Here is a 19,711-nt window from a genome sequence, read left to right as displayed (position 1 = left end):
GGTCCCCCGCGTCAGGCCGCGCGCTTGAGCTGCTTGTGGTAGAGGAACTCCATGATCGCCGCGCGGCACTCCGCGAACTGCGGGTCATGGGCCAGGGCCAGGCGGTCGCGCGGGCGCTCCAGCTTGACCTCGAGGATCTCGCCGATGGTCGCGCCCGGGCCGTTGGTGAGCATCACCACGCGGTCGGAGAGCAGCACGGCCTCATCGACGTCGTGGGTCACCATCACCGTGGTGGCGCCGGTGGCGGCCATGATCTTCATCAGCTCGTCCTGCAGGTTGGCGCGGGTGAGCGCGTCGAGCGCGCCGAAGGGCTCGTCCATCAGCAGGATGCGCGGCTGCATGGCCAGCGCGCGGGCGATGCCCACACGCTGCTTCATGCCGCCGGAGATCTCGTGCGGATACTTGGCTTCGGCGTGCGACAGGCCGACCAGATCGAGCGCGGCGCGGGTGCGCTCGCGCAGCCTGGCCTTGGGCTCGGTGGCGGCAAACACCCGCTCGACCGCGAGATAGACGTTGTTGAAGCAGCTCAGCCAGGGCAGCAGCGAGTGGTTCTGGAACACCACCGCGCGCTCCGGGCCGGGGCCGGCGATCTCGCGGCCGTCGCACAGCAGCACCCCGTCGGTGGGCGTGGTCAGCCCGGCGATCAGGTTGAGCAGGGTGGACTTGCCGCAACCCGAGTGGCCGATCAGCGAGACGAACTCGCCTTCGCGGATCTGCAGGTCGATGTCGCGCAGCGCGACGAAGCGGCCCTTGCGGGTGTCGAAGGTCTGACCGACGCCCTCGATGGAAACGATCTTCTTCATGGTGCGTTCTCCTTCAGCGCGCTTCGAAGCTGAACCGGCGGGCGACCAGCAGCAGCGCGTGCTCCAGGGCCAGGCCAACCAGGCCGATGATGACGATGGCAATCAGGATGTGCTCGACTTTGAGGTTGTTCCACTCGTCCCACACCCAGAAGCCGATGCCGATGCCGCCGGTGAGCATCTCGGCGGCGACGATCACCAGCCAGGCGGTGCCCACCGCCAGGCGCACGCCGGTGAGGATGCTGGGCAGCACCGCGGGGAAGAGGATGCGGGTGACCACCTTCCATTCGGACAGGTTGAGCACGCGCGCCACGTTGAGGTAGTCCTGCGGCACGGCGCGCACGCCGGCGGCGGTGTTGATGATCATCGGCCAGATCGAGCACACGAAGATCACCCAGATCGCCGCCAGGTTGGCCTCCTGGAACACCAGCAGGCCGATCGGCAGCCAGGCCAGCGGGGAGACCGGACGCAGCAGGCCGATGACCGGCTCGGCGGCGGTGCTCATGAAGCGGAAGCGGCCGACGATGAAACCGAGCGGGATGCCGACCAGCGCCGCCAGGCCGAAGCCCACGCCCACCCGGCCGAGCGAGTAAAGCACGTTCCAGCCGATGCCCATGTCGTTGGGGCCGTTGCTGTAGAAAGGCTCGGCGAGCAGCTCGACCGCGGCCTGCCAGGTGGCCCGCGGGCCGGGGAAGGTGTCCAGCGAATCGGCCACCGCCCACCAGATCACCAGCAGCACCGCCAGGCCGCTGAGCGCCGCGACGGTCGAGCGGATGGCCTGGTTGATCCAGGGGCCGAGGCGCTCGGCGAGCGGCACCGCGGGCGGCTTCTCGGCCACCGCCTGCAGCGGCACGCTACGTGCCGCCGGGCGGGCGGGCTTGTCCGCGGCCGGCGCGGCGGCGGCCTTGTCGAGAGTGAGCGGAATCGAACTCATGGCGTTCTCCTTGTCCGGGTGGCGCGGATCAGGCATTGGCCTGGGCCAGGGCGGCGAGATCGACCTTGCGGGCGTGGATCTCGAAGCTCTTCAGGTAGTCCAGCGGCTTGGCGGGGTCGAAGGTCTTGCCGTCGAAGAAGCGGTCCGGGCCCATGGCGATCGGCGCGGTCGCCTTGTCCAGGGTCCAGCCGGCGGCGTTGCTGCCTTCGGTCTTGAAGTCGATGGTCGGCACGGCGATGCCCAGGTCCTTGGCCGCATCGCGGTAGATGTCGCTGCGATAGACCTGGGCGGCCACCTTGTGGAAGTTGATCGGCTGCTCGATCTGCCCCCAGCGCACCATCTGGGTGAGGAACCACACTGCGTGCGACTGCCACGGGAAGGTGGCGGCGTAGCGGTAGAAGACGTTGAAGTCCGGCATCTGCTGCGGGCCTTCGGCCTTGGTGTACAGCCAGGTGCCGGTCATCGAGTTCTCCACCACCGACTCGGGCGCATTGACGTAGGACTTGGCGGAGATGATCTTCACCACTTCCTTGCGGTTCTCCGGCTGGTCCATCCACTGCGCGGCCTCGATCAGCGCGCGCACCGCGGCCTTGTGGGTGTTGGGGTGCTTGTCGGCCCACTCGCGGGTCACGCCGAAGACCTTCTCCGGGTTGTTGTTCCAGATCTCGTAGTTGGTGATGATCGAGCGGCCGATGCCCATCTCCACCGCGCGCTGGTTCCACGGTTCGCCGACGCAGTAGCCGACGATGTTCTTCGACTGCAGGTTGGCGACCATCTGCGGCGGCGGGATGACGATCAGGCGCACGTCGCGGTCCGGGTCGATGCCGGCGGAGGCCATCCAGTAGCGGATCTCGTAGTTGTGGGTGGACACCGGGAACACCATCGCGAAGGTCATCGGCTCCTTGCCGGCGGCCTTGTCGGCGTCGATCACCTTCTTGAGCGCCTTGGCGGTGGTCGGGCGGGTCTTCATGGCCTCGGGGTCGGCTTCCACCATGCGCTCGTAGAGCTCGTTGGAAACCGTGATGCCGTTGCCGTTGAGGTCCATGGAGAAGGCGGTGATGGTTTCCTTCTGGGTGGCGCCCACGCCCAGCGTGGCGGCGATGGGCATGCCGGCCAGCATGTGCGCGCCATCGAGCTCGCCAAGCGAGACCTTGTCGCGGATGTTGGCCCAGGACGCTTCCTTGGAAACCATCACGTCCAGGCCGTGCTTCTTGAAGAAGCCCTTCTCCTTGGCGATGACGATGGGCGCACAGTCGGTGAGCGGGATGATGCCGAACTTCAGCGCGGTCTTCTCCAGGCCCTCGCTGCCCGCAGCCCAGGCACCGGCGGGGAACAGCGAGGACAGCATGGCGGCACCGCCCAGGCCGGCACCGGCCTTGATGAAGCCGCGACGCGACAGGGTGGGAAAGTCCTTGCTCTGCTTGCTCATGGTTGAACTCCTGAAAAGCGGTTCGGAAAAACAAAAAGGCGCCCATCTCGCCCCTGCGCCGTCGCCGGGGGAAATGGACGCCGTTGTCCAATGTGTTCGCGGTACTGCCTGTTGCTGCCTCGAACGCCGAACCGCCGTTGGTCCAGCCTCGAGCATTCTTTAGCAGGGGGCGTGCCAGAACCGTCGAATCCGCTTTACCAGGGGGTTTCCGATGAATTCACCCTCTTTCCCATCCGGCAGCGGAGCGTCTACAGCGCACTATTGCAGTGCAGCATCCGCCGCTGGCGCACGCCTGCGGTGCGGCCTGCCGGGGCAGGCGACGGGGGTGCGGGAGCGCCCTGGAGCGCGATGCGGCAGGCGGGAAAAGAACGCTGCAATCGCGGGCAAGCCCGCTCCTACCATTTGCAGGAGCGGGCTTGCCCGCGACATCCGCCGTCTCCGCGGGTGAAACGCTCAGGGCCCCGAGGGCAGCAGGTCGGCCAGCGCCAGCGTGGCTTCGGCCACGTCCACCAGCCGGCGTCCCTGGTTCATCGCGGTCTGGCGCAGCATCTTGTAGGCCTGGTCCTCGGTGAGCCCGCGGTGCGCCATCAGCAGGCCCTTGGCGCGCTCGATCACCTTGCGCTCGTTGAGCGCGCCGCGCACTGCGTTGAGTTCGTCGCTCATCGCCTGCAGGCGGCGCGACTGGGCCTGCAGCATGTCGAGCACCGAGCGCCCGAGTTGCGGCCCCAGGCCGTCCGCGGCCAGCAGTTCGCCGTTTGCGTGCGGATCGCCGTCCGCACCCGCCAGCGCGCGCTCGAAGAACACCGCCACCGGCGGCACGCCCCCCGGGGCACCGGCCACCAGCGCATCGAGCAAGGACTTCTGGTCGTGCAGCTCGGCGCGCGCGTCGGAGATTTTGCCCGCACACAAGGTCCGCAAATGGGCCGCCAGCGCGTCCTCGACGGCGCGCATCGCATCCAGCCGCGTCGTGCAGCACTCGAACCAGGCATCGCTCAGCTCGGCATCCAGGACGCCGTCCGCGGGTGTGGCGCACAGCACGCGGCGCAGGCGCTCCAGTTCGGCCAGCGTGCCGGCTTGCTGCTGGGCGTGCCACAGCGCCACGGTGTCGCTGCCGGCGAACTCCGCGAACAGCTGGAAGCAGCGCTCCTGCGCCTCGATCAGGTGCAGCAGGCGCTGCTGGCGGGATGCGTCCGCACGGCCGGCGGCAAAGGCCGCGGCCCCGGTGGCGCGCTCCTGCCCGGCCAGTTCCTTGCCCTGCATGAAGTTGAACAGCGCCACCAGGGCGCGCGACACCGCCGGGTCGCAGGCCGTGTCGGCGGCCTCGAACACCACGGCGAGCAGGCCGGCGATCAGTTCCGAGAAGGCCGCGGTGACCTGCGCCGGGCTCAGAACTTGCGCGGCGATGCGCTCGCGCAGCGCGGGCAACGCATCCAGCCCGTGCAGCACCCAGGCGATGCGCGAGAACAGCCGCGCGCCGCCGGACATGCGCCCGGTATCGACATCCAGGCGGTACAGGCGCTGGCGTACCTCGGCCTCGGCCGCTGCGCCTTCGGCGATGATCTGCAGCCGCTGGGCGGCGAAGCGGCTGCCGCCCGAGCCCAGGTAAACGTTGGAGGCGCCGCGCTCCTTCTGCAGCACGTGCACCAGGCGGGCGATGCCGCCCAGCAGTTCCGCGGTCGTGGCCAGTTGTTCCAGGCCTTGGATCTCGCAGCGCTTGGCCGCGAGCAGAAAGCCGGCCGCTGATTTCATCGTCCTCTGCGCTCCCATGCTGCTTGCTTCGCGGCGAGCCCCCGTGGCCCGCCGGCCAGGAGCTCATGCAAGTACCGTGCGCAGCAACGCGGAAAGCACGACGCCCGCCGGGCACCGGAGGTGCCGGACGGGCGTCGGGAAGGGACCGCCGGCGCTCAGGCGGTGCGCTGGCGCCGCGCCTCGAACAGGCAGATGCCGCTGGCCACCGAGACGTTGAGACTCTCCACGCTGCCGTACATCGGGATCTTCGCCAGCTCGTCGCAGGTCTCGCGGGTCAGGCGGCGCAGGCCGTCGCCCTCGGCGCCCAGCACCCAGGCCACCGGGACCTTCTGGTCGATTTCGTGCAGCGACTTGTCGGCCTCGCCCGCGGCGCCGACCACCCAGATGCCGGCCTCCTGCATCTCGCGCAGCGCGCGCGCCAGGTTGGTGACGGTGATGTAGGGCACGGTGTCGGCCGCGCCGCTGGCCACCTTGACCGCGGTGGCGTTGAGGCCCACCGCGCGGTCCTTGGGTGCGACCACCGCGTGCGCGCCGGCCGCATCCGCCACCCGCAGGCAGGCACCGAGATTGTGCGGGTCCTGCACGCCGTCGAGCACCAGGATCAGCGCGTTCTCGTCCAGGCTGTCGAGCACGTCGGCGAGCTTGAGTTCACGCCGACGGGCATCCACCCGCGCGACCACGCCCTGGTGGCGGCGGGTGCCGACCATGCCGTCAAGGCGGTCGGACTCGACCTGGATCATGCGCACCTGGGCCGCTTCGGCGAGCTTGACCGCCTCGCGCGCGCGCACGTCGTTGCGCTGCGCGGAGACGTAGAGCTCGAACACCGCTTCCGGGTCGCGGCGCAGGCGGGCGAGCACCGCGTGGAAGCCGTAGATCAGTTTGCTGTCGGCCCGGCTCTCGCCGGCCTGGGGGGCGTCCTGCCGCTCGCGCGGCGGACGGTTGGAGGGTTTAGCCACGTTTCCTGCCTTTCTTGCCTGTAGTGGAAGCCGCGGTGCGCTTGGCGGTTTTCACCGCCTTGCCCTTGCCCGCCGCCTTGCCTGTCGTCTTGCCCTTGCCCGCGGCGCCCGGCGCACGCCGGCTGGCGGACGTACTGCCCGGTTTGCGCGCTGCCGGCGCCATAGCCGGCTCGGCCGTGGCGCTGCGGGTGCGTGCCCGCGGCGCGGCGCCGCTGTCCTGGCCCGCTTCGGCTTTCGCGCCGCGGCCCGCCCTGGCCGCACGGTCGGCGGCCGTCTTGCCGCTGCGCTCGGTGGGGCGCTCGGGGCCGGCGATCAGGCGGAAATCGATCTTGTTGGTCTCCAGATCCGCCCGCATCACCTGCACCCGCACCCGGTCCGAAAGCCGGTAGCGCGCGTTGCTGCGCTCGCCGACCAGTTCGTGGCGCGCCTCGTCGAAATGGAAGTAGTCGCTGCCGAGGTCGGAGATGTGCACCAGGCCCTCGATGAAGATGTCGTCCAGCGCAACGAAGAGGCCGAAGGGTACCACCGCGGAGACGCAGCCGGAGAACTCCTCGCCGACGCGGTCCTGCATGTAGTAGCACTTGAGCCAGGCCACCACGTCGCGGGTGGCCTCGTCGGCGCGCCGCTCGGTGGTCGAGCACTGCATGCCGATGGCGTCCCAGTCGCCCGGGCGGTACTGCTCGCCGGCCAGCACGGCCTTGATCGCGCGGTGCACCAGCAGGTCGGGGTAGCGGCGGATCGGCGAGGTGAAGTGGGTGTAGGACTCGTAGGCGAGGCCGAAATGTCCGACGTTGTCCGGGCTGTAAACCGCCTGGCGCAGTGAGCGCAGCATGACGGTCTGCAACAGCTGCACGTCCGGACGGCCCTTGAGCTTCTCCAGCAGGCGGGCGTAGTCGCGCGCATGCGGGTCGTCGCCGCCGGGCAGGTCGAAGCCGAACTCGGCGAGGAAGCCGCGCAGCTTCTCCAGCTTCTCCGGGGTGGGGCCCTCATGCACCCGGTAGAGGGCCGCGTGCTTGTGCTGCTGCAGGAAGTCGGAGGCGCACACGTTGGCCGCCAGCATGCACTCCTCGATCAGGCGGTGGGCGTCGTTGCGCACCTCGGGGACGATCTGCGCGATCTTGCCGTTGTCGTCGAAGATCATCCGCGTCTCGGTGGTCTCGAAGTCGATCGCACCACGCTTGGCACGCGCCTTGAGCAGCACGCGGAAGAGCTTATCGAGGTTCTCGAGGTGGGGCAGCAGCGCGCCAAGCTCGGTGCGCATCCCCTCGTCACCCTCGTAGAGCGCGGCGGCAACCTTGTTGTAGGTCAGCCGCGCATGCGAGTACATCACCGCCGGATAGAAGCGGTAGGCCTTGATCGCGCCGGTCATCGAGATGCTCATGTCGGCCACCATGCACAGGCGCTCGACCTCGGGATTGAGCGAGCACAGGCCGTTGGAGAGCTTCTCCGGCAGCATGGGGATGACCCGGCGCGGGAAGTACACCGAGTTGCCGCGCTCCAGCGCGTCACGATCCAGCGCGCCGCCGGCCTCGACGTAGTGCGAGACGTCGGCGATCGCCACGATCAGGCGGAAACCCCTGCCCTGGCGCTCGCAGTACACCGCGTCGTCGAAGTCCTTGGCGGTCTCGCCGTCGATGGTGACCAGCGGCAGGTGGGTGATGTCCTCGCGCCCGGTCTTGTCCTTCTTGCGCACCTTGACCGGCAGCTTGCGGGTTTCCACCTTGGCTTCGGAGGAAAACTCGAAGGGCAGATCGTGCTTGCGCAGGGCGATCTCGATCTCCATGCCGGGATCGGCGTAGTTGCCCAGCACCTCGACCACCTTGCCGATCGGCTGGGCGAACTTGGTGGGCTGCTCGATCAGCTCGACGGTCACCACCTGCCCCGGCTGCGGGCGCTTGCCGCCCGGCGCCACCAGGATGTCCTGCGCCAGGCGGCGGTTCTCCGGCACCACGATGGTTACGCCGTGCTCGTTGATGACGCGCCCGACCACGCGGCTGTTGGCGCGTTCCAGCACCTCGACCAGCTTGCCTTCCGGGCGCCCGCGGCGGTCCTGCCCGGCGATGCGCACGATGGCACGGTCGCCGTGCAACAGTTCGCGCATCTCCTTGGGGCCCAGGAAGATGTCCGGCCCGCCGTCATCGCGCACCAGGAAGCCGAAGCCGTCAGGATGGCCCTGCACCTTGCCCTTGATCAGGTCGACCTTGTCGGGCAGCAGATAGGCGCCGCGGCGGTTGCGCATCACCTGGCCGTCGCGCTCCATGGCGCGCAGGCGGCGGTGGAAGTGCTCGAATTCGTGCGGCTGGATCTCCAGCGTTTCGGCGAGGGCCTCGAGGGTGAGCGGCACGCCCTGTTCGGCCAGGGTCTGCTCGACGTACTCGCGGCTGGGCAGCGGATAATCGTAGCTGGCGGATTCGCGTTCGAAGAAGGGATCGGCGCGGCGTACCGCGGAAATCTTGCGGCCTTTCGCGGCCGGTGTCTTTTTGGATTTGGTAGTCATTGACTTTCTTTTTTACGTCCTTATAATGCGCGGCTCTTGCCCAGATGGCGGAATTGGTAGACGCACTAGTTTCAGGTACTAGCGCTGCGAGGCGTGGAGGTTCGAGTCCTCTTCTGGGCACCAGTTTCAAGGAAGAGCCGGTCAAAAGACCGGCTTTTTCCGTTTACCGCGCTCGTTTGCGGCGCTGCTTCTGCAGGAGCGGCCTTGGCCGCGTTACGCACGTGGCTGGACCGGACAATCGCGGCCAAGGCCGCTCCTACGGCACGCTGCCGGCCGGGGGCGCCAGCGCATTCATGCGCCCGCCCCCACAAGGGGTTTGACAAGCACCGCGACACGGCTATAATCGCCCCTCTCGCCCAGATGGCGGAATTGGTAGACGCGCTAGTTTCAGGTACTAGTACCGCGAGGTGTGGAGGTTCGAGTCCTCTTCTGGGCACCAGTTTCAAGCAAAGGCCGACCTTGTGTCGGCCTTTTGCTTTTCCGTTGCCCGCTTCCGCGGCGAGCGCCCCGCCGGCCCGCAGGCCGGCGGCGGAACACCGAGGTTCAGGCGCCAAACGGATGGCGCCGCAGGATGGTTTCGTCACGCTCGGGACCGGTGGAAATCACGTCGATCGGAATCTCGCAGATTTCCTCGATGCGGTGCAGGTAGGCACGCGCCTCCTGCGGCAGCGCGTCCCAGCTCTGCGCGCCGTAGGTGGTGCCGCTCCAACCCGCCATGGTTTCGTAGATCGGCTCGCAGCGCTCCACTTCCTCGGAGCCCATCGGCAGCAGGTCGATGCGCTGACCGTCCAGCATGTAGCCGGTGCACAGCTTCAGTTCCGCCAGACCGTCGAGCACGTCGAGCTTGGTGATGCACAGCCCGGTCACGCCGTTGATGATGATCGAGCGCTTCAGCGCGGCCAGGTCCAGCCAGCCGCAACGCCGCTTGCGCCCGGTGACGGTACCGAACTCGCGGCCCTTGGTGGACATCTGCTCACCCGGCACGCCCTTGGTCTCGATATCCAGTTCGGTGGGGAACGGACCGCCGCCCACGCGGGTGCAGTAGGCCTTGGTGATGCCCAGCACGTAGTGCAGGCGGCCCGGACCGACGCCCGAACCGGCGGCGGCCTGGCCGGCCACGCAGTTGCTGGAGGTCACGAAGGGATAGGTGCCGTGATCGATGTCCAGCAGCGTGCCTTGCGCGCCTTCGAACAGCAGCGAACCGCCGGACTTGTTGATCGCGTACAACTCGGCGGAGACGTCGGCAACCATGGGACGGAGCTCGTCCGCATCGGCCATCGCCTGGGCGAACACCTTGTCGAACTCGACCGGCGCGGCGCCCAGGTGCTGGGTGAGCACGAAGTTGTGGTACTCGAGGTTGGCCTTGAGCTTCTCGGCGAAGCGCTCACGGTCGAACAGGTCGTACACCCGCAGCGCACGGCGCGCCACCTTGTCCTCGTAGGTCGGGCCGATGCCCTTGCCGGTGGTGCCGATCTTGTCGCCGGCCGCGCGTGCTGCCTCGCGCGCATGGTCGAGCGCGACGTGGTAGCCGAGGATCAGCGGGCAGCCCGGGCTGATGCGCAGGCGGTTGCGCACCTGGATGCCGCCGGCTTCCAGCTTGCGGATCTCTTCCAGCAGGTGCTGGGCGTCGAGCACCACGCCGTTGCCGATGTAGCAGGCCACGCCTTCGCGCACGATGCCCGAGGGCACCAGGTTGAGCTTGTACTCGTTCTGGCCGATCACCAGCGTATGGCCGGCATTGTGCCCACCCTGGAAGCGCACCACGCCCTTGGCATGATCGGTGAGCCAGTCGACGATCTTGCCCTTGCCTTCGTCACCCCACTGGGTGCCCACCACCACTACGTTCTTAGCCATCTCTGTTTACTCTCCCTGTAGCGCCTCGACCGCCCAGCGGCCGTCGCGCCTGACCAGTTGCCGGTCGCAACCGGCCTCCTTCCATGTTCCCTCATGTCCCGGCAATGCGGTCATGACGATCTCGCCTGCCGCACGCAAGGCAGCCACCGTGGCCGCCAGTGCCGCGTCGTCCCCGGCCGGCGCGAGGATCGCCCCCGCCGGCACGCCGTCGGGCAGTCGCATCGCCAGTTCGCGCAGATCCAGGCTGAAACCGGTGGCCGGACGCCCACGGCCGAAGGCCTGGCCGACACGGTCGTAACGCCCGCCCAGCGCGAGCGCTGCGGGCGAACCTTCGCCGTAGGCGGCGAACACCACCCCGCTGTGATAGTGATAGCCACGCAGGTCGCCCAGGTCGAAGCTCAGCGGCAGATCACCGAGCGCGGCCGCCAACGCGCGCAGATCGTCGAGTGCGGCACGGATCTCGGGTTCGTCCGGCAGGCGGCGTGCCGCCTCGTCGAGCACCGTGGCGTCACCGTAGAGCTCGGTGAGCGCGAGCAGCGCACCGCGGACCGGCTCAGCCACCCCGGCGAGGAACTCGCGCAGCGTGGGTACGTCCTTGGCCTGCAGCAGCGCGAAGAGCTCCTCCTCGCGCTCGGGCACCATGCCGGCCCGCGCGGCCAGCGCATGGAACAGCCCGACGTGGCCGATGTCGATGCGGCTGGCCGGCACCTGCGCGAGACGCAGCGCCTCCGCGAGCAGGCGGATCACCTCGATGTCCGCCTCCAGGCCGGCATGGCCATAGAGTTCGGCGCCGAGCTGCAGCGGCTCGCGGGTGGCGGTCAGCGTGGACGGCAGGGTGTGCAGCACGCTGCCGCAGTAGCACAGGCGGGCCACGCCGCTGCGGTTGAGCAGATGGGCGTCGATGCGCGCGACCTGCGGCGTGGTGTCGGCACGCACGCCCATGGTGCGGCCGGTGAGCTGGTCGACCAGGGTGAAGGTGCGCAGCTTGAGGTCCTGGCCCGCGCCGGTGGTCAGCGAGTCGAGGTACTCGAGCAGCGGCGGCGCGACGAGCTGGTAGCCGTGCGCGCGGAAGGCGTCGAGCAGGCCGCGGCGCAAGGCCTCGAGCTTCTCGGCCTCGCCCGGCAAGGCGTCCTGGATGTGGTCTGGCAATACCCAGCGCATGGAAGGCTTCAATGAAAGAGGATCAACAGGATCAGGCCCGCCAGCATCGAGGTCAGGCCGATGAAGCGGATCTGACCGTCATGCAGGCGCGCGAGGCGCAAAAAGGTCTCGCGCCAGGTGGCTGGCGCGAGGAAGGGAACGATACCTTCTAGCACCAGCATCAGTGCGAAGGCGATCAGCAGGGAGCTGGCCATCCGCTCAGTTCTTTCGCGGCCCGTCCGAGTTCTTCATGTACTTGAAGAAATCCGACGTCGGGTCGACCACCATCACGTCGCCCTTGTCGGCAAAGCTGGAGCGGTAGGCCTCGAGGCTGCGCCAGAAGGAATAGAAGTCGGCGTTCTTGCCGAAGGCCTGGGCGTAGATCGCCGTAGCCTGCGCATCGCCCTCACCCTTGAGGCGCTGGGCATCGCGGTAGGCCTCGGCAACGATCACCTCGCGCTGGCGGTCGGCATCGGCGCGGATGCGCTCGGCCTCGGCCGCACCCTGGGAGCGCAGTTCGTTGGCTACCCGGGTACGCTCGGCTTCCATCCGGCGATAGACCGCATCGGACACCTCCACCGGGAGATCGACCCGCTTGAGGCGCACGTCGAGGATCTGCACACCGATGGTGCGCGCGTCGCGGTCGGCGCGCTCGCGCATCAGTTCGATGATGCGGTCGCGCTCGCCGGAGACCACGTCGTGCACGGTGCGCTTGCCGAACTCTTCGCGCAAGCCCGCATTGACCGTCTGCAGCAGGCGGATACGGGCACGCGCCTCATCGCCGGCCACCGACACGTAGTACAGCTGCGGATCGATGATGCGCCACTTGACGAAGTGATCCACCAGCACGTTCTTCTTCTCGGCGGTGATGAAGCGCTCGGGCTCCGGCGTATCGATGGTCAGGATGCGGCTGTCGAAGTAGCGCACGTTCTGGATCAGCGGCCACTTGAACTTGAGACCCGGCTCCTGGATGACCTGCTTGACCTCGCCAAGCTGGAAGACGATCGCGTACTGGCGCTGATCGACGGTAAACAGCGTCATCGACGCAATCAGGATGGCCAGCAGCAGGCCACCGGCAACAAAGGGCATCTTTTCACGCATCAGCGTTCTCCCCGCTCACGCATGCGTGCAAAGTCGCGGCTGCGCGGATCCATCGTGGCATCGAAACGGCTGCTCGGAGCGGGCGCCGCGGCGGGGGCATCGCCCGGCGCATTCGCGCCCGCAGCGCCGGCGGTTCCACCGGCCTGCTGCATCAGCTTGTCGAGCGGCAGGAACAGCAGGTTGCCGTTGCCCTTGGCATCGATCATCACCTTGCTCGAATTCGACAGCACTTCCTGCATGGTTTCCAGATACAGGCGCTCGCGGGTCACGCCCGGGGCGCGGTTGTACTCGGTGAGGATCTGTTCGAAGCGACTCGCCTCACCTTCTGCGGCGGCAACCACCCGGTCACGATAGGCCCGGGCCTCTTCCAGCAGGCGATCGGCCGTACCACGAGCACGCGGAATCACGTTGTTGGCGTAGGCCTCGCCCTCGTTCTTTTGACGCTCGCGGTCCTGACCGGCCTTGACGGCATCGTCGAAAGCGGCCTGCACCTGCTCGGGCGGCTGGGCGTTCTGCATGGTGACGCGGCTGATCTGGATGCCGGTATCGTAGCGGTCGAGGATGGACTGCATCAGCGCCTGGGCGGAAGCAGCGATGTCCTCGCGCCCCTCGTAGAGGACGAAATCCATCTTGCTGCGGCCGACGATTTCGCGCATGGCGGTTTCCGCGGCCTGGCCGACCGTTTCGTCCGGGAAGCGGTTGTTGAACAGATAGCTTTCCGGGCTCTTGAGGATGTACTGCACCGCGAACTGGATGTTGATGATGTTCTCGTCGTCGGTCAGCATCAGCGCCTCGCGCAGCACGCGGTTGCGCTCCGCGCCGCGATAGCCGACCTCGACGGTACGCACCCCTGTCAGGTCGACGATTTCGTGCGACTCGAAGGGATAGGGCAGGCGCCAGCGCAGACCGGGATCGGTGGTTTCCACGAACTGCCCGAAACGCAGCACCGCGCCGCGCTCGTTCGCATTGACGATGTAGAAGCCGCTGGCCAGCCAGACCACCACCAGCAGGCCGACCAGCACGCCGATGCCGCCGCCGAACTGGCGGAACGACACGTTGGGCATCTGCGGGCCGCCGCCACCGCCGTTTCCGGACGGACGACGCCCGCCACCGCGCTTGCCGCCCAGCAGGCCGGAGAGCTTCTGATTGAAGTCCCGCCAGATGTCTTCGAGATCGGGGGGGCCTTGGTTGCCGCCGCGGTTGCCTTGACCGCGGTCGTCGTCGCCCTGGTTGCCCCAGCGTGGATCGTTGAGTGACATGAATATGCCCGTAATCACTTTTCTATGAATTCGGTATCCGGGACCGGCTCGGTGAAATCCGCCTGACCCGGTGCCGCCGCGCCCGCACGGTGCGCCGCTTCGGCCAGCGCATCCCGCAGCAGGGCAAGACCTTCACCGCTTCGGGCGCTCAAAAAAACGCGCCTGATATTACCACAGTCGTCCCTCTCGACCGCCGGAGCGGCGTGGGTCAGGTCGATCTTGTTCCATACCAGGATCTGCGGCACCTCGCCGGCGCCGATCTCCCGCAAGACCTGGTTGACCGCCTCGATCTGCGCGTCGCGGTCCTCGCTGGCCGAATCGACCACATGCAGCAGCAGATCGGCAGAAGCGGTTTCCTCGAGCGTCGCCTCGAAGGCCGCCACCAGCGCGTGCGGCAGATCCCGGATGAATCCGACCGTGTCGGACAGCACGACGTTCCCGCTACCGACAAAAAGTTTGCGCGAGGTCGTGTCCAGCGTCGCAAACAACTGGTCGGCGGCATATGCGCCTGCCTTGGTGAGCGTATTGAACAGGGTCGACTTGCCGGCGTTGGTATAGCCCACCAGGGAGACCGACAGCACGTCGCGCCGCTCGCGCTGCCGGCGCCGCGTCTGACGCTGGCGGCCGATCTGGGCGAGCCTGCCCTTGAGCGTCTTGACCCGCATGCCGAGCAGGCGACGGTCGGTTTCGAGCTGGGTTTCGCCCGGACCGCGCAGACCGATGCCGCCCTTCTGCCGCTCCAGGTGGGTCCAGCCACGGATCAGCCGCGTGGCCAGGTGCTGCAGCTGGGCCAGTTCGACCTGCAGCTTGCCCTCGTGGCTGCGCGCGCGCAGCGCGAAGATGTCGAGGATCAGCGCCGTGCGGTCGATCACCCGGCATTGCAGCGCGCGTTCCAGGTTGCGCTGCTGCGCGGGCGACAGGGCGTGGTTGAAGATCACCAGATCGCCTTCGTGCGCGCGCAGGGCTTCGGCAACCTCCTCGACCTTGCCACGACCGGCGAACAGCGCCGGATCGGGCGCAGCGCGACGGCCGCGCACCACGGCCTCGACCGAGGCCCCGGCACTGGTCACCAGAAGCTGTAGTTCCGACAGGCGCTCTTCGACGGCCCCCTGGCCGAGATCGAGCTGAACGAGCACGGCCCGTTCGCCCGAGGCGGGACGTTCAAACATGAGCGCTCAGATCGTTCGGCCCCTGACGGGCCGTTTCCGGGATGTTGGGATTCAGTTGCTGCCCTCGCCGCCATCCTGCTGCTGGATGGACACCGGGCGCGCGGGCACCACGGTGGAAATGGCGTGCTTGTAGACCATCTGGGTCACGGTATTCTTGAGCAGCACCACGTACTGGTCGAAGGACTCGATCTGGCCCTGCAGCTTGATGCCGTTGACCAGATAGATCGACACCGGAACGTGCTCCCGGCGCAGGGTGTTCAGGAACGGGTCTTGTAGAAGTTGCCCTTTGTTGCTCATGCTTGGACCTCGAGATCTTATGTTTATAGGAATGTAAAGGATTTCTTGCTGCACTGCCACATGGACGGTACAGGGAAATCCCGGTGTGGAGAATCAGGCCTTGTCGGCATATGGATTGTGCGCGGTCCGGAACTGTATCCGCAAGGGCGTGCCCTGAAGCTTGAAGGCTTCGATGAAGGTGTGTTCCAGAAAGCGCACATAGGACGCCGGCACGTGCTCAAGCGCTGTGCCGTGAATGACCACCACCGGCGGATTGCTGCCCCCCTGGTGCGCGTAGCGCAGCTTGGGGCGGAACACGCCGTGGCGCGGTGGCGCCTGCTTGGCCAGGGCCGCCTGCAGGGTGCGGGTCAGGCGCGGGGTGGACAGATTGACCATGGCGGCGGCAAAGGCCGCATCCACCGATTTGAGCAGCGCGCCGATACCGGACGACTTGAGCGCCGAAATGTAATGGAAGCGCGCAAAACCGAGGAAATTCAGCTTGCGGGCGATCTCCGCCTTGATGCGCTCGCGGCGGTAGTCGTCGGTGTCGTCCCACTTGTTCACCGCCACCACCAGCGCGCGCCCCGCATCGAGGACGAAGCCGGCGATATGCGCATCCTGCTCGGAGATGTCCTGCGCGGCATCGAGCACCAGCACGACCACGTTGCACTGCTCGATGGCCTGCAGGGTCTTGATCACCGAGAACTTTTCCACCGCCTCGAAGACCTTGCCGCGCCGGCGCAGGCCGGCGGTGTCGATCAGCGTGTAGTGCTTGCCGTCGCGCTCGAAGGGGATGGAGATCGCATCGCGGGTGGTGCCCGGCATGTCGAAGGCGATCACCCGCTCTTCGCCCAGCAGGGCGTTGACCAGGGTCGACTTGCCGACGTTGGGGCGGCCGACGATGGCCACGCGCGGACCGGCATCGGCCGCGGCGGCGGGCTCCTCGTCCGCCGGGAACGGCGCCAGGGCGATCTCGACCAGCTGCCGCACCCCGTCGCCATGGGCCGCGGACACCGGCAGCGGGTCGCCCAGGCCGAGCGCATGAAAATCCGCAGCGACCGCGGCACGATCCATGCCTTCGGCCTTGTTGACCACCAGCAGCACCGGACGGCCGGCGCGGCGCAGGCGGGCGGCGATCTCCTCGTCGTGCGGCGTGCGTCCGCTGCGCCCGTCGACCAGGAACAGCAGCACGTCGGCTTCGGCGATCGCCTGTTCGGCCTGGCGCGCCATCTCGTGCATGATCCCGTCCTTGGCGACCGGATCGAAACCGGCGGTATCGACCACCAGGTACTTGCGCTCCCCCACCCGGCCGAGGCCGTAATGACGGTCGCGCGTCAGACCCGGCTGATCGGCCACCAGCGCATCGCGCGTCTTGGTCAGGCGGTTGAACAGGGTCGACTTGCCCACGTTGGGGCGGCCGACGAGAACGATGGTGGGATTCACGCTAGTTTCTGCTCATCAACGAACTTCAAAGGCCTGCAGATCGCCATCCCGGGTCTGCACGACGAAACCGTCACCCAGGCGGCGCATGTCGGCGGCAACGGCTCCGTCGCCCGCGCTCGCGCGCGCCGCGAAACGGCCATCCTCACGGCGCAGCAGATGCACGTAGCCGTCGAAGTCGCCGACCGCCACGAAGTCGCCGATGACCAGCGGACGCGATACCGCACGCCGCACGAGGGCGTCCTGCTTCCACACGCTGGCGCCGCTGAAGGCATCGAGCGCATGCACGGCGTCGACCTCGTCGGTGAGGAAGACGAAGCGCGCATCGCGGTCCATGCCGACGCTGCTGGAGAACTCGCGCGACCACAGCACGTTGCCGTTGGTCATGTCGAAGCAGCCGGCACGGCCCTGATAGGTCACCGAGCAGATCTCCCGGCGCCCGAGCACCGGCGTGCCGGCGACATCGGCGACCCGCTCGAGCTCGGTCGCACCGCGGGGCGTGGCCACGGTCAGCTCCCACAGTTCCCCGCCGTTCTTGGTACTGACCGCGACCAGCTTGCCCCCCGGGAAACCGGCAAGCGCCACGCCGCTCTCCAGCACGATGCCGGCAAAGCTGCGCAGGGCGAGCGGCGGCGTGTTGCGCTGGTATACCCAGCGGCGCGCACCGTCGGCGGGCGCGAGCGCGATCAGGCGGTTGTCGGAGCTGCGCAGCACGACGATCTCTTCCGAGACGGCCGGCTGTGCCAGCACCTCGGCGCCCACCGGCACCCGCCAGTGCTCCTTGCCGTCGGCCGCATCCAGCGCCACCGCCTCGCCCGCGGTGCTGACCACCACCACCAGGCGACCGTCGGTGCCGACGCCCGCGGACAGGGGCAGGTCCAGGTCCACCGACCACACCGGGCGACCGTCGCGATAGCGCGCCACCTCGCCGTCGTGCGCGGCGGCATAGACGCTGTCGCCGGCGACTTCCGGCTGGAAGACGTAGGCGCCGGCCTCGCCGACATTCGCCGACCACAGCGGGCGCAGTTCAACCGAGGGCCGGATGTCCACGAGTTCCGCCGGCTTCGGGCCCGAACTGGCAAAGGGGTTCAGCGATGAGCAGCCGGCAGTGGCCACCGTAGCCAAGACCGTCAACAGGAGGGAACGCATGTTTGCAGCACGCATCGTTCAGCCCTCCAGCGCTTCGAGCTTGACGCGCACGACTTCGCGCAGGGTGGCGGCACCCTCGCCGCCGTTGCCGACCGCATCCAGCGCGGCCTGGTAGGCGCTGCGCGCTTCGGCCGGCTTGCCCTGGGCGGCGAGGACGTCGCCGCGCAGGTCGGCGAAACGGGCCTGCAGCGGCGCCGCGGCCGGGGCCTCCAGGCTCTTGAGGGCCTCGTCCAGCTTACCTTCCTGCAGCAGCACCGAGGCCAGGCGCAGGCGGGCGATGTCGCGCAGCGCCGGATCGCGGCCGTCCGTGCTCGCCCATGCGAGGTGGGCGCGCGCGTTCTCCAGGTCGCCGCGGTCGAACTGCGCGCTGGCCGACAGCAGCGCAGCCATCTGCGCGTAGGCGGTGCCGCCGTAGCTGCCGATCAGCTGACCGGTGAGCTCGCGCGCCTTCTGGCTGTCACCCTTGCCCACGGCCTGCTCGACGCCGTGATAGAGCGCGCCGGCCTCGGCGGCCTGCTTGCCCTGGTACCACTGCCAGCCTTGCCAGCCCACCGAAGCCACCGCGGCAGCCACCGCCAGCGCGGTGATCAGCTTGCCGTACTGCGCCCACCATGCCTTGAGCTCGGAAATCTGTTCCTGCTCTTCCAGGTCATACACTGCCATCGTCGTCCTCTTCTTCTGAATACAGGAGCCCGGCCACCGCTTCGGGCAAGGCATCGAGCGCAATGCGCTGCTGCCCGCCCGGGCCGCGCAAGGGCTTCAGGCCGATCTCGCCAGCCGCCGCCTCGTCTTCGCCGATCACCAGCGCCACCGCGGCACCGCTCGCATCGGCCTTCTTCATCTGCGACTTGAAACTGCCCTCGCCACAGTGCAGCAGTACCGCAAAACCATGGGTGCGCAGGGCTTCGGCCGCACGGAACGCCAGCCGGCGGGCCTGCTCGCCCAGGTGCACGACGTAGACGTCCGGCTGCATGCGGTCGGCCTCGCCACCGGACTCGCGCCACAGCGCGAGCAGGCGTTCCACGCCCATGGCAAAGCCCGCTGCCGGCGTCGGCTTGCCACCGAGCTGCTCGACCAGGCCGTCATAGCGCCCGCCTGCGCAGACCGTACCCTGCGCGCCGAGGCGGGTGGTGACCCACTCGAACACCGTGCGGTTGTAGTAGTCCAGCCCGCGCACCAGGCGATGGTTGATGCGGAACGGGATGCCGGCATCCTTGAGCAGGACCTGCACCGCCTGGAAGTGCGCGCTAGACTCGTCGCCGAGATAATCGGCGAGGCGCGGCGCGGCGTCGACCACATCCTGCAGTTCGGGGTTCTTGGTGTCGAGGATGCGCAAGGGGTTGGTGTACAACCTGCGCTTGCCGTCCTCGTCCAGGCGCGCCTGGTGCTGCTCCAGGTAGGCGATCAGCGCGGCGCGATGCTGTGCGCGCTCTTCGGCCGAACCGAGAGAGTTGATCTCCAGGCTGACGTCCTCGAGCCCGAGATCGTCCCACAGGCGTGCGCACATGATGATGTGCTCGGCATCGATGTCCGGCCCGGTGAAGCCCAGCGCCTCGACGCCGATCTGGTGAAACTGCCGGTAGCGTCCCTTCTGCGGGCGCTCGTGGCGGAACATCGGACCGTGGTAGTACAGGCGCTGCGGCCCGCTGCCGGCCACCATGTTGTGCTGGATGGCCGCGCGCACGCAGGACGCGGTGCCTTCCGGGCGCAGGGTGAGCTGCTCGCCGTTGAGGGCGTCCTCGAAGGAGTACATCTCCTTCTCGACGATGTCGGTGACTTCGCCGATGGCGCGCTTGAACAACGGCGTCGGCTCGACGATGGGCATGCGGATCGGGCGATAACCGTAGCTCTTCAGCCAGTCGCGGACGATGTCCTCGAAATGCTCCCAGGTTTCGGCGTCGTCGGGCAGGATGTCGTTCATCCCGCGCACGGCCTGCAGGGTCTTGCTCATATTCTTG

The 19,711-nt window shown here is 68.0% G+C and carries 17 protein-coding genes and 2 tRNA genes; 2 read left to right on the top strand and 17 right to left on the bottom strand.

Annotated elements, in window-relative coordinates; genetic code table 11:
• Window positions 1–11: 11 nt before the first annotated feature.
• The 6 genes from IAI53_RS00825 to rnr form a co-directional block, all read right to left on the bottom strand.
• On the bottom strand, window positions 12–803 hold the full coding sequence (locus tag IAI53_RS00825) for an ABC transporter ATP-binding protein (protein WP_187716280.1): 792 nt from the start codon (window positions 801–803) through the stop codon (window positions 12–14).
• Between the two features lie 13 nt (window positions 804–816).
• Complete coding sequence (gene ntrB, locus IAI53_RS00820; protein WP_187716279.1) at window positions 817–1,734, bottom strand: nitrate ABC transporter permease; 918 nt, start codon at window positions 1,732–1,734, stop codon at window positions 817–819.
• Between the two features lie 28 nt (window positions 1,735–1,762).
• Window positions 1,763–3,163, bottom strand: a complete 1,401-nt coding sequence (locus tag IAI53_RS00815) for a CmpA/NrtA family ABC transporter substrate-binding protein (protein WP_187716278.1) — start codon at window positions 3,161–3,163, stop codon at window positions 1,763–1,765.
• A gap of 453 nt (window positions 3,164–3,616) precedes the next feature.
• A complete protein-coding gene (locus IAI53_RS00810; protein ID WP_187716277.1) occupies window positions 3,617–4,912 on the bottom strand; it encodes a nitrate regulatory protein in 1,296 nt (431 codons plus the stop codon).
• A 155-nt stretch (window positions 4,913–5,067) separates the two neighbouring features.
• A complete protein-coding gene (gene rlmB, locus IAI53_RS00805; protein WP_222948206.1) occupies window positions 5,068–5,790 on the bottom strand; it encodes a 23S rRNA (guanosine(2251)-2'-O)-methyltransferase RlmB in 723 nt (240 codons plus the stop codon).
• A 70-nt stretch (window positions 5,791–5,860) separates the two neighbouring features.
• Window positions 5,861–8,365, bottom strand: a complete 2,505-nt coding sequence (gene rnr, locus IAI53_RS00800; RefSeq protein WP_187716275.1) for a ribonuclease R — start codon at window positions 8,363–8,365, stop codon at window positions 5,861–5,863.
• A gap of 38 nt (window positions 8,366–8,403) precedes the next feature.
• Here rnr and IAI53_RS00795 point away from each other — a divergent pair.
• Window positions 8,404–8,488, top strand: a tRNA-Leu gene (locus tag IAI53_RS00795).
• A gap of 231 nt (window positions 8,489–8,719) precedes the next feature.
• Window positions 8,720–8,804: transfer RNA gene (locus tag IAI53_RS00790), tRNA-Leu, on the top strand.
• A 104-nt stretch (window positions 8,805–8,908) separates the two neighbouring features.
• Here IAI53_RS00790 and IAI53_RS00785 read toward each other — a convergent pair.
• The 11 genes from IAI53_RS00785 to hisS all read right to left on the bottom strand — a co-directional run bounded on the left by IAI53_RS00785 (window position 8,909) and on the right by hisS (window position 19,704).
• The gene (locus tag IAI53_RS00785) at window positions 8,909–10,219 is read right to left on the bottom strand and encodes an adenylosuccinate synthase (RefSeq protein ID WP_187716274.1); all 1,311 of its coding nucleotides are present in this window, start codon (window positions 10,217–10,219) and stop codon (window positions 8,909–8,911) included.
• Window positions 10,220–10,225: 6 nt separating this feature from the next.
• Window positions 10,226–11,380 carry an ATP phosphoribosyltransferase regulatory subunit gene (locus tag IAI53_RS00780; RefSeq protein WP_187716273.1) on the bottom strand — a complete coding sequence of 385 codons (1,155 nt, stop codon included), beginning with the start codon at window positions 11,378–11,380 and terminating at the stop codon, window positions 10,226–10,228.
• A gap of 8 nt (window positions 11,381–11,388) precedes the next feature.
• The gene (locus IAI53_RS00775; protein ID WP_187716272.1) at window positions 11,389–11,574 is read right to left on the bottom strand and encodes a DUF2065 domain-containing protein; all 186 of its coding nucleotides are present in this window, start codon (window positions 11,572–11,574) and stop codon (window positions 11,389–11,391) included.
• A gap of 4 nt (window positions 11,575–11,578) precedes the next feature.
• Window positions 11,579–12,460: a protease modulator HflC gene (hflC, locus tag IAI53_RS00770; protein WP_187716271.1), complete on the bottom strand. Its 882-nt coding sequence runs from the start codon at window positions 12,458–12,460 to the stop codon at window positions 11,579–11,581.
• Window positions 12,460–13,719, bottom strand: a complete 1,260-nt coding sequence (hflK, locus tag IAI53_RS00765) for an FtsH protease activity modulator HflK (protein ID WP_187716270.1) — start codon at window positions 13,717–13,719, stop codon at window positions 12,460–12,462. Before hflK ends, hflC begins: the two co-directional genes overlap by 1 nt.
• A gap of 14 nt (window positions 13,720–13,733) precedes the next feature.
• Window positions 13,734–14,888, bottom strand: a complete 1,155-nt coding sequence (gene hflX / locus IAI53_RS00760) for a ribosome rescue GTPase HflX (RefSeq protein ID WP_187716269.1) — start codon at window positions 14,886–14,888, stop codon at window positions 13,734–13,736.
• 51 nt (window positions 14,889–14,939) lie between these two features.
• Window positions 14,940–15,185, bottom strand: a complete 246-nt coding sequence (gene hfq / locus IAI53_RS00755; RefSeq protein WP_187716268.1) for an RNA chaperone Hfq — start codon at window positions 15,183–15,185, stop codon at window positions 14,940–14,942.
• 93 nt (window positions 15,186–15,278) lie between these two features.
• Window positions 15,279–16,607, bottom strand: a complete 1,329-nt coding sequence (gene der / locus IAI53_RS00750) for a ribosome biogenesis GTPase Der (protein ID WP_187716267.1) — start codon at window positions 16,605–16,607, stop codon at window positions 15,279–15,281.
• 15 nt (window positions 16,608–16,622) lie between these two features.
• Window positions 16,623–17,768, bottom strand: a complete 1,146-nt coding sequence (gene bamB / locus IAI53_RS00745; protein WP_187716266.1) for an outer membrane protein assembly factor BamB — start codon at window positions 17,766–17,768, stop codon at window positions 16,623–16,625.
• A 3-nt stretch (window positions 17,769–17,771) separates the two neighbouring features.
• Complete coding sequence (locus IAI53_RS00740; RefSeq protein ID WP_187716265.1) at window positions 17,772–18,416, bottom strand: YfgM family protein; 645 nt, start codon at window positions 18,414–18,416, stop codon at window positions 17,772–17,774.
• Window positions 18,403–19,704: a histidine--tRNA ligase gene (hisS, locus tag IAI53_RS00735; RefSeq protein WP_187716264.1), complete on the bottom strand. Its 1,302-nt coding sequence runs from the start codon at window positions 19,702–19,704 to the stop codon at window positions 18,403–18,405. The genes IAI53_RS00740 and hisS overlap by 14 nt, the downstream gene beginning before the upstream one ends.
• Window positions 19,705–19,711: the final 7 nt, after the last annotated feature.

This window comes from Thauera sedimentorum (assembly GCF_014489115.1).
Taxonomy (GTDB): domain Bacteria; phylum Pseudomonadota; class Gammaproteobacteria; order Burkholderiales; family Rhodocyclaceae; genus Pseudothauera; species Pseudothauera sedimentorum.
Note: the sequence above shows the minus strand (reverse complement) of the source record. Positions and strands in the feature narration are given on the sequence as shown.

What these genes read in the sequence shown, in the direction of transcription:
- IAI53_RS00825 (WP_187716280.1), bottom strand. Translation starts at nt 803, where the DNA reads ATGAAGAAGATCGTTTCCATCGAGGGCGTCGGTCAGACCTTCGACACC.
- ntrB (WP_187716279.1), bottom strand. Translation starts at nt 1,734, where the DNA reads ATGAGTTCGATTCCGCTCACTCTCGACAAGGCCGCCGCCGCGCCGGCC.
- IAI53_RS00815 (WP_187716278.1), bottom strand. Translation starts at nt 3,163, where the DNA reads ATGAGCAAGCAGAGCAAGGACTTTCCCACCCTGTCGCGTCGCGGCTTC.
- IAI53_RS00810 (WP_187716277.1), bottom strand. Translation starts at nt 4,912, where the DNA reads ATGAAATCAGCGGCCGGCTTTCTGCTCGCGGCCAAGCGCTGCGAGATC.
- rnr (WP_187716275.1), bottom strand. Translation starts at nt 8,365, where the DNA reads ATGACTACCAAATCCAAAAAGACACCGGCCGCGAAAGGCCGCAAGATT.
- IAI53_RS00785 (WP_187716274.1), bottom strand. Translation starts at nt 10,219, where the DNA reads ATGGCTAAGAACGTAGTGGTGGTGGGCACCCAGTGGGGTGACGAAGGC.
- IAI53_RS00780 (WP_187716273.1), bottom strand. Translation starts at nt 11,380, where the DNA reads ATGCGCTGGGTATTGCCAGACCACATCCAGGACGCCTTGCCGGGCGAG.
- IAI53_RS00775 (WP_187716272.1), bottom strand. Translation starts at nt 11,574, where the DNA reads ATGGCCAGCTCCCTGCTGATCGCCTTCGCACTGATGCTGGTGCTAGAA.
- hflC (WP_187716271.1), bottom strand. Translation starts at nt 12,460, where the DNA reads ATGCGTGAAAAGATGCCCTTTGTTGCCGGTGGCCTGCTGCTGGCCATC.
- hflK (WP_187716270.1), bottom strand. Translation starts at nt 13,719, where the DNA reads ATGTCACTCAACGATCCACGCTGGGGCAACCAGGGCGACGACGACCGC.
- hflX (WP_187716269.1), bottom strand. Translation starts at nt 14,888, where the DNA reads ATGTTTGAACGTCCCGCCTCGGGCGAACGGGCCGTGCTCGTTCAGCTC.
- hfq (WP_187716268.1), bottom strand. Translation starts at nt 15,185, where the DNA reads ATGAGCAACAAAGGGCAACTTCTACAAGACCCGTTCCTGAACACCCTG.
- bamB (WP_187716266.1), bottom strand. Translation starts at nt 17,768, where the DNA reads ATGCGTGCTGCAAACATGCGTTCCCTCCTGTTGACGGTCTTGGCTACG.
- IAI53_RS00740 (WP_187716265.1), bottom strand. Translation starts at nt 18,416, where the DNA reads ATGGCAGTGTATGACCTGGAAGAGCAGGAACAGATTTCCGAGCTCAAG.
- hisS (WP_187716264.1), bottom strand. Translation starts at nt 19,704, where the DNA reads ATGAGCAAGACCCTGCAGGCCGTGCGCGGGATGAACGACATCCTGCCC.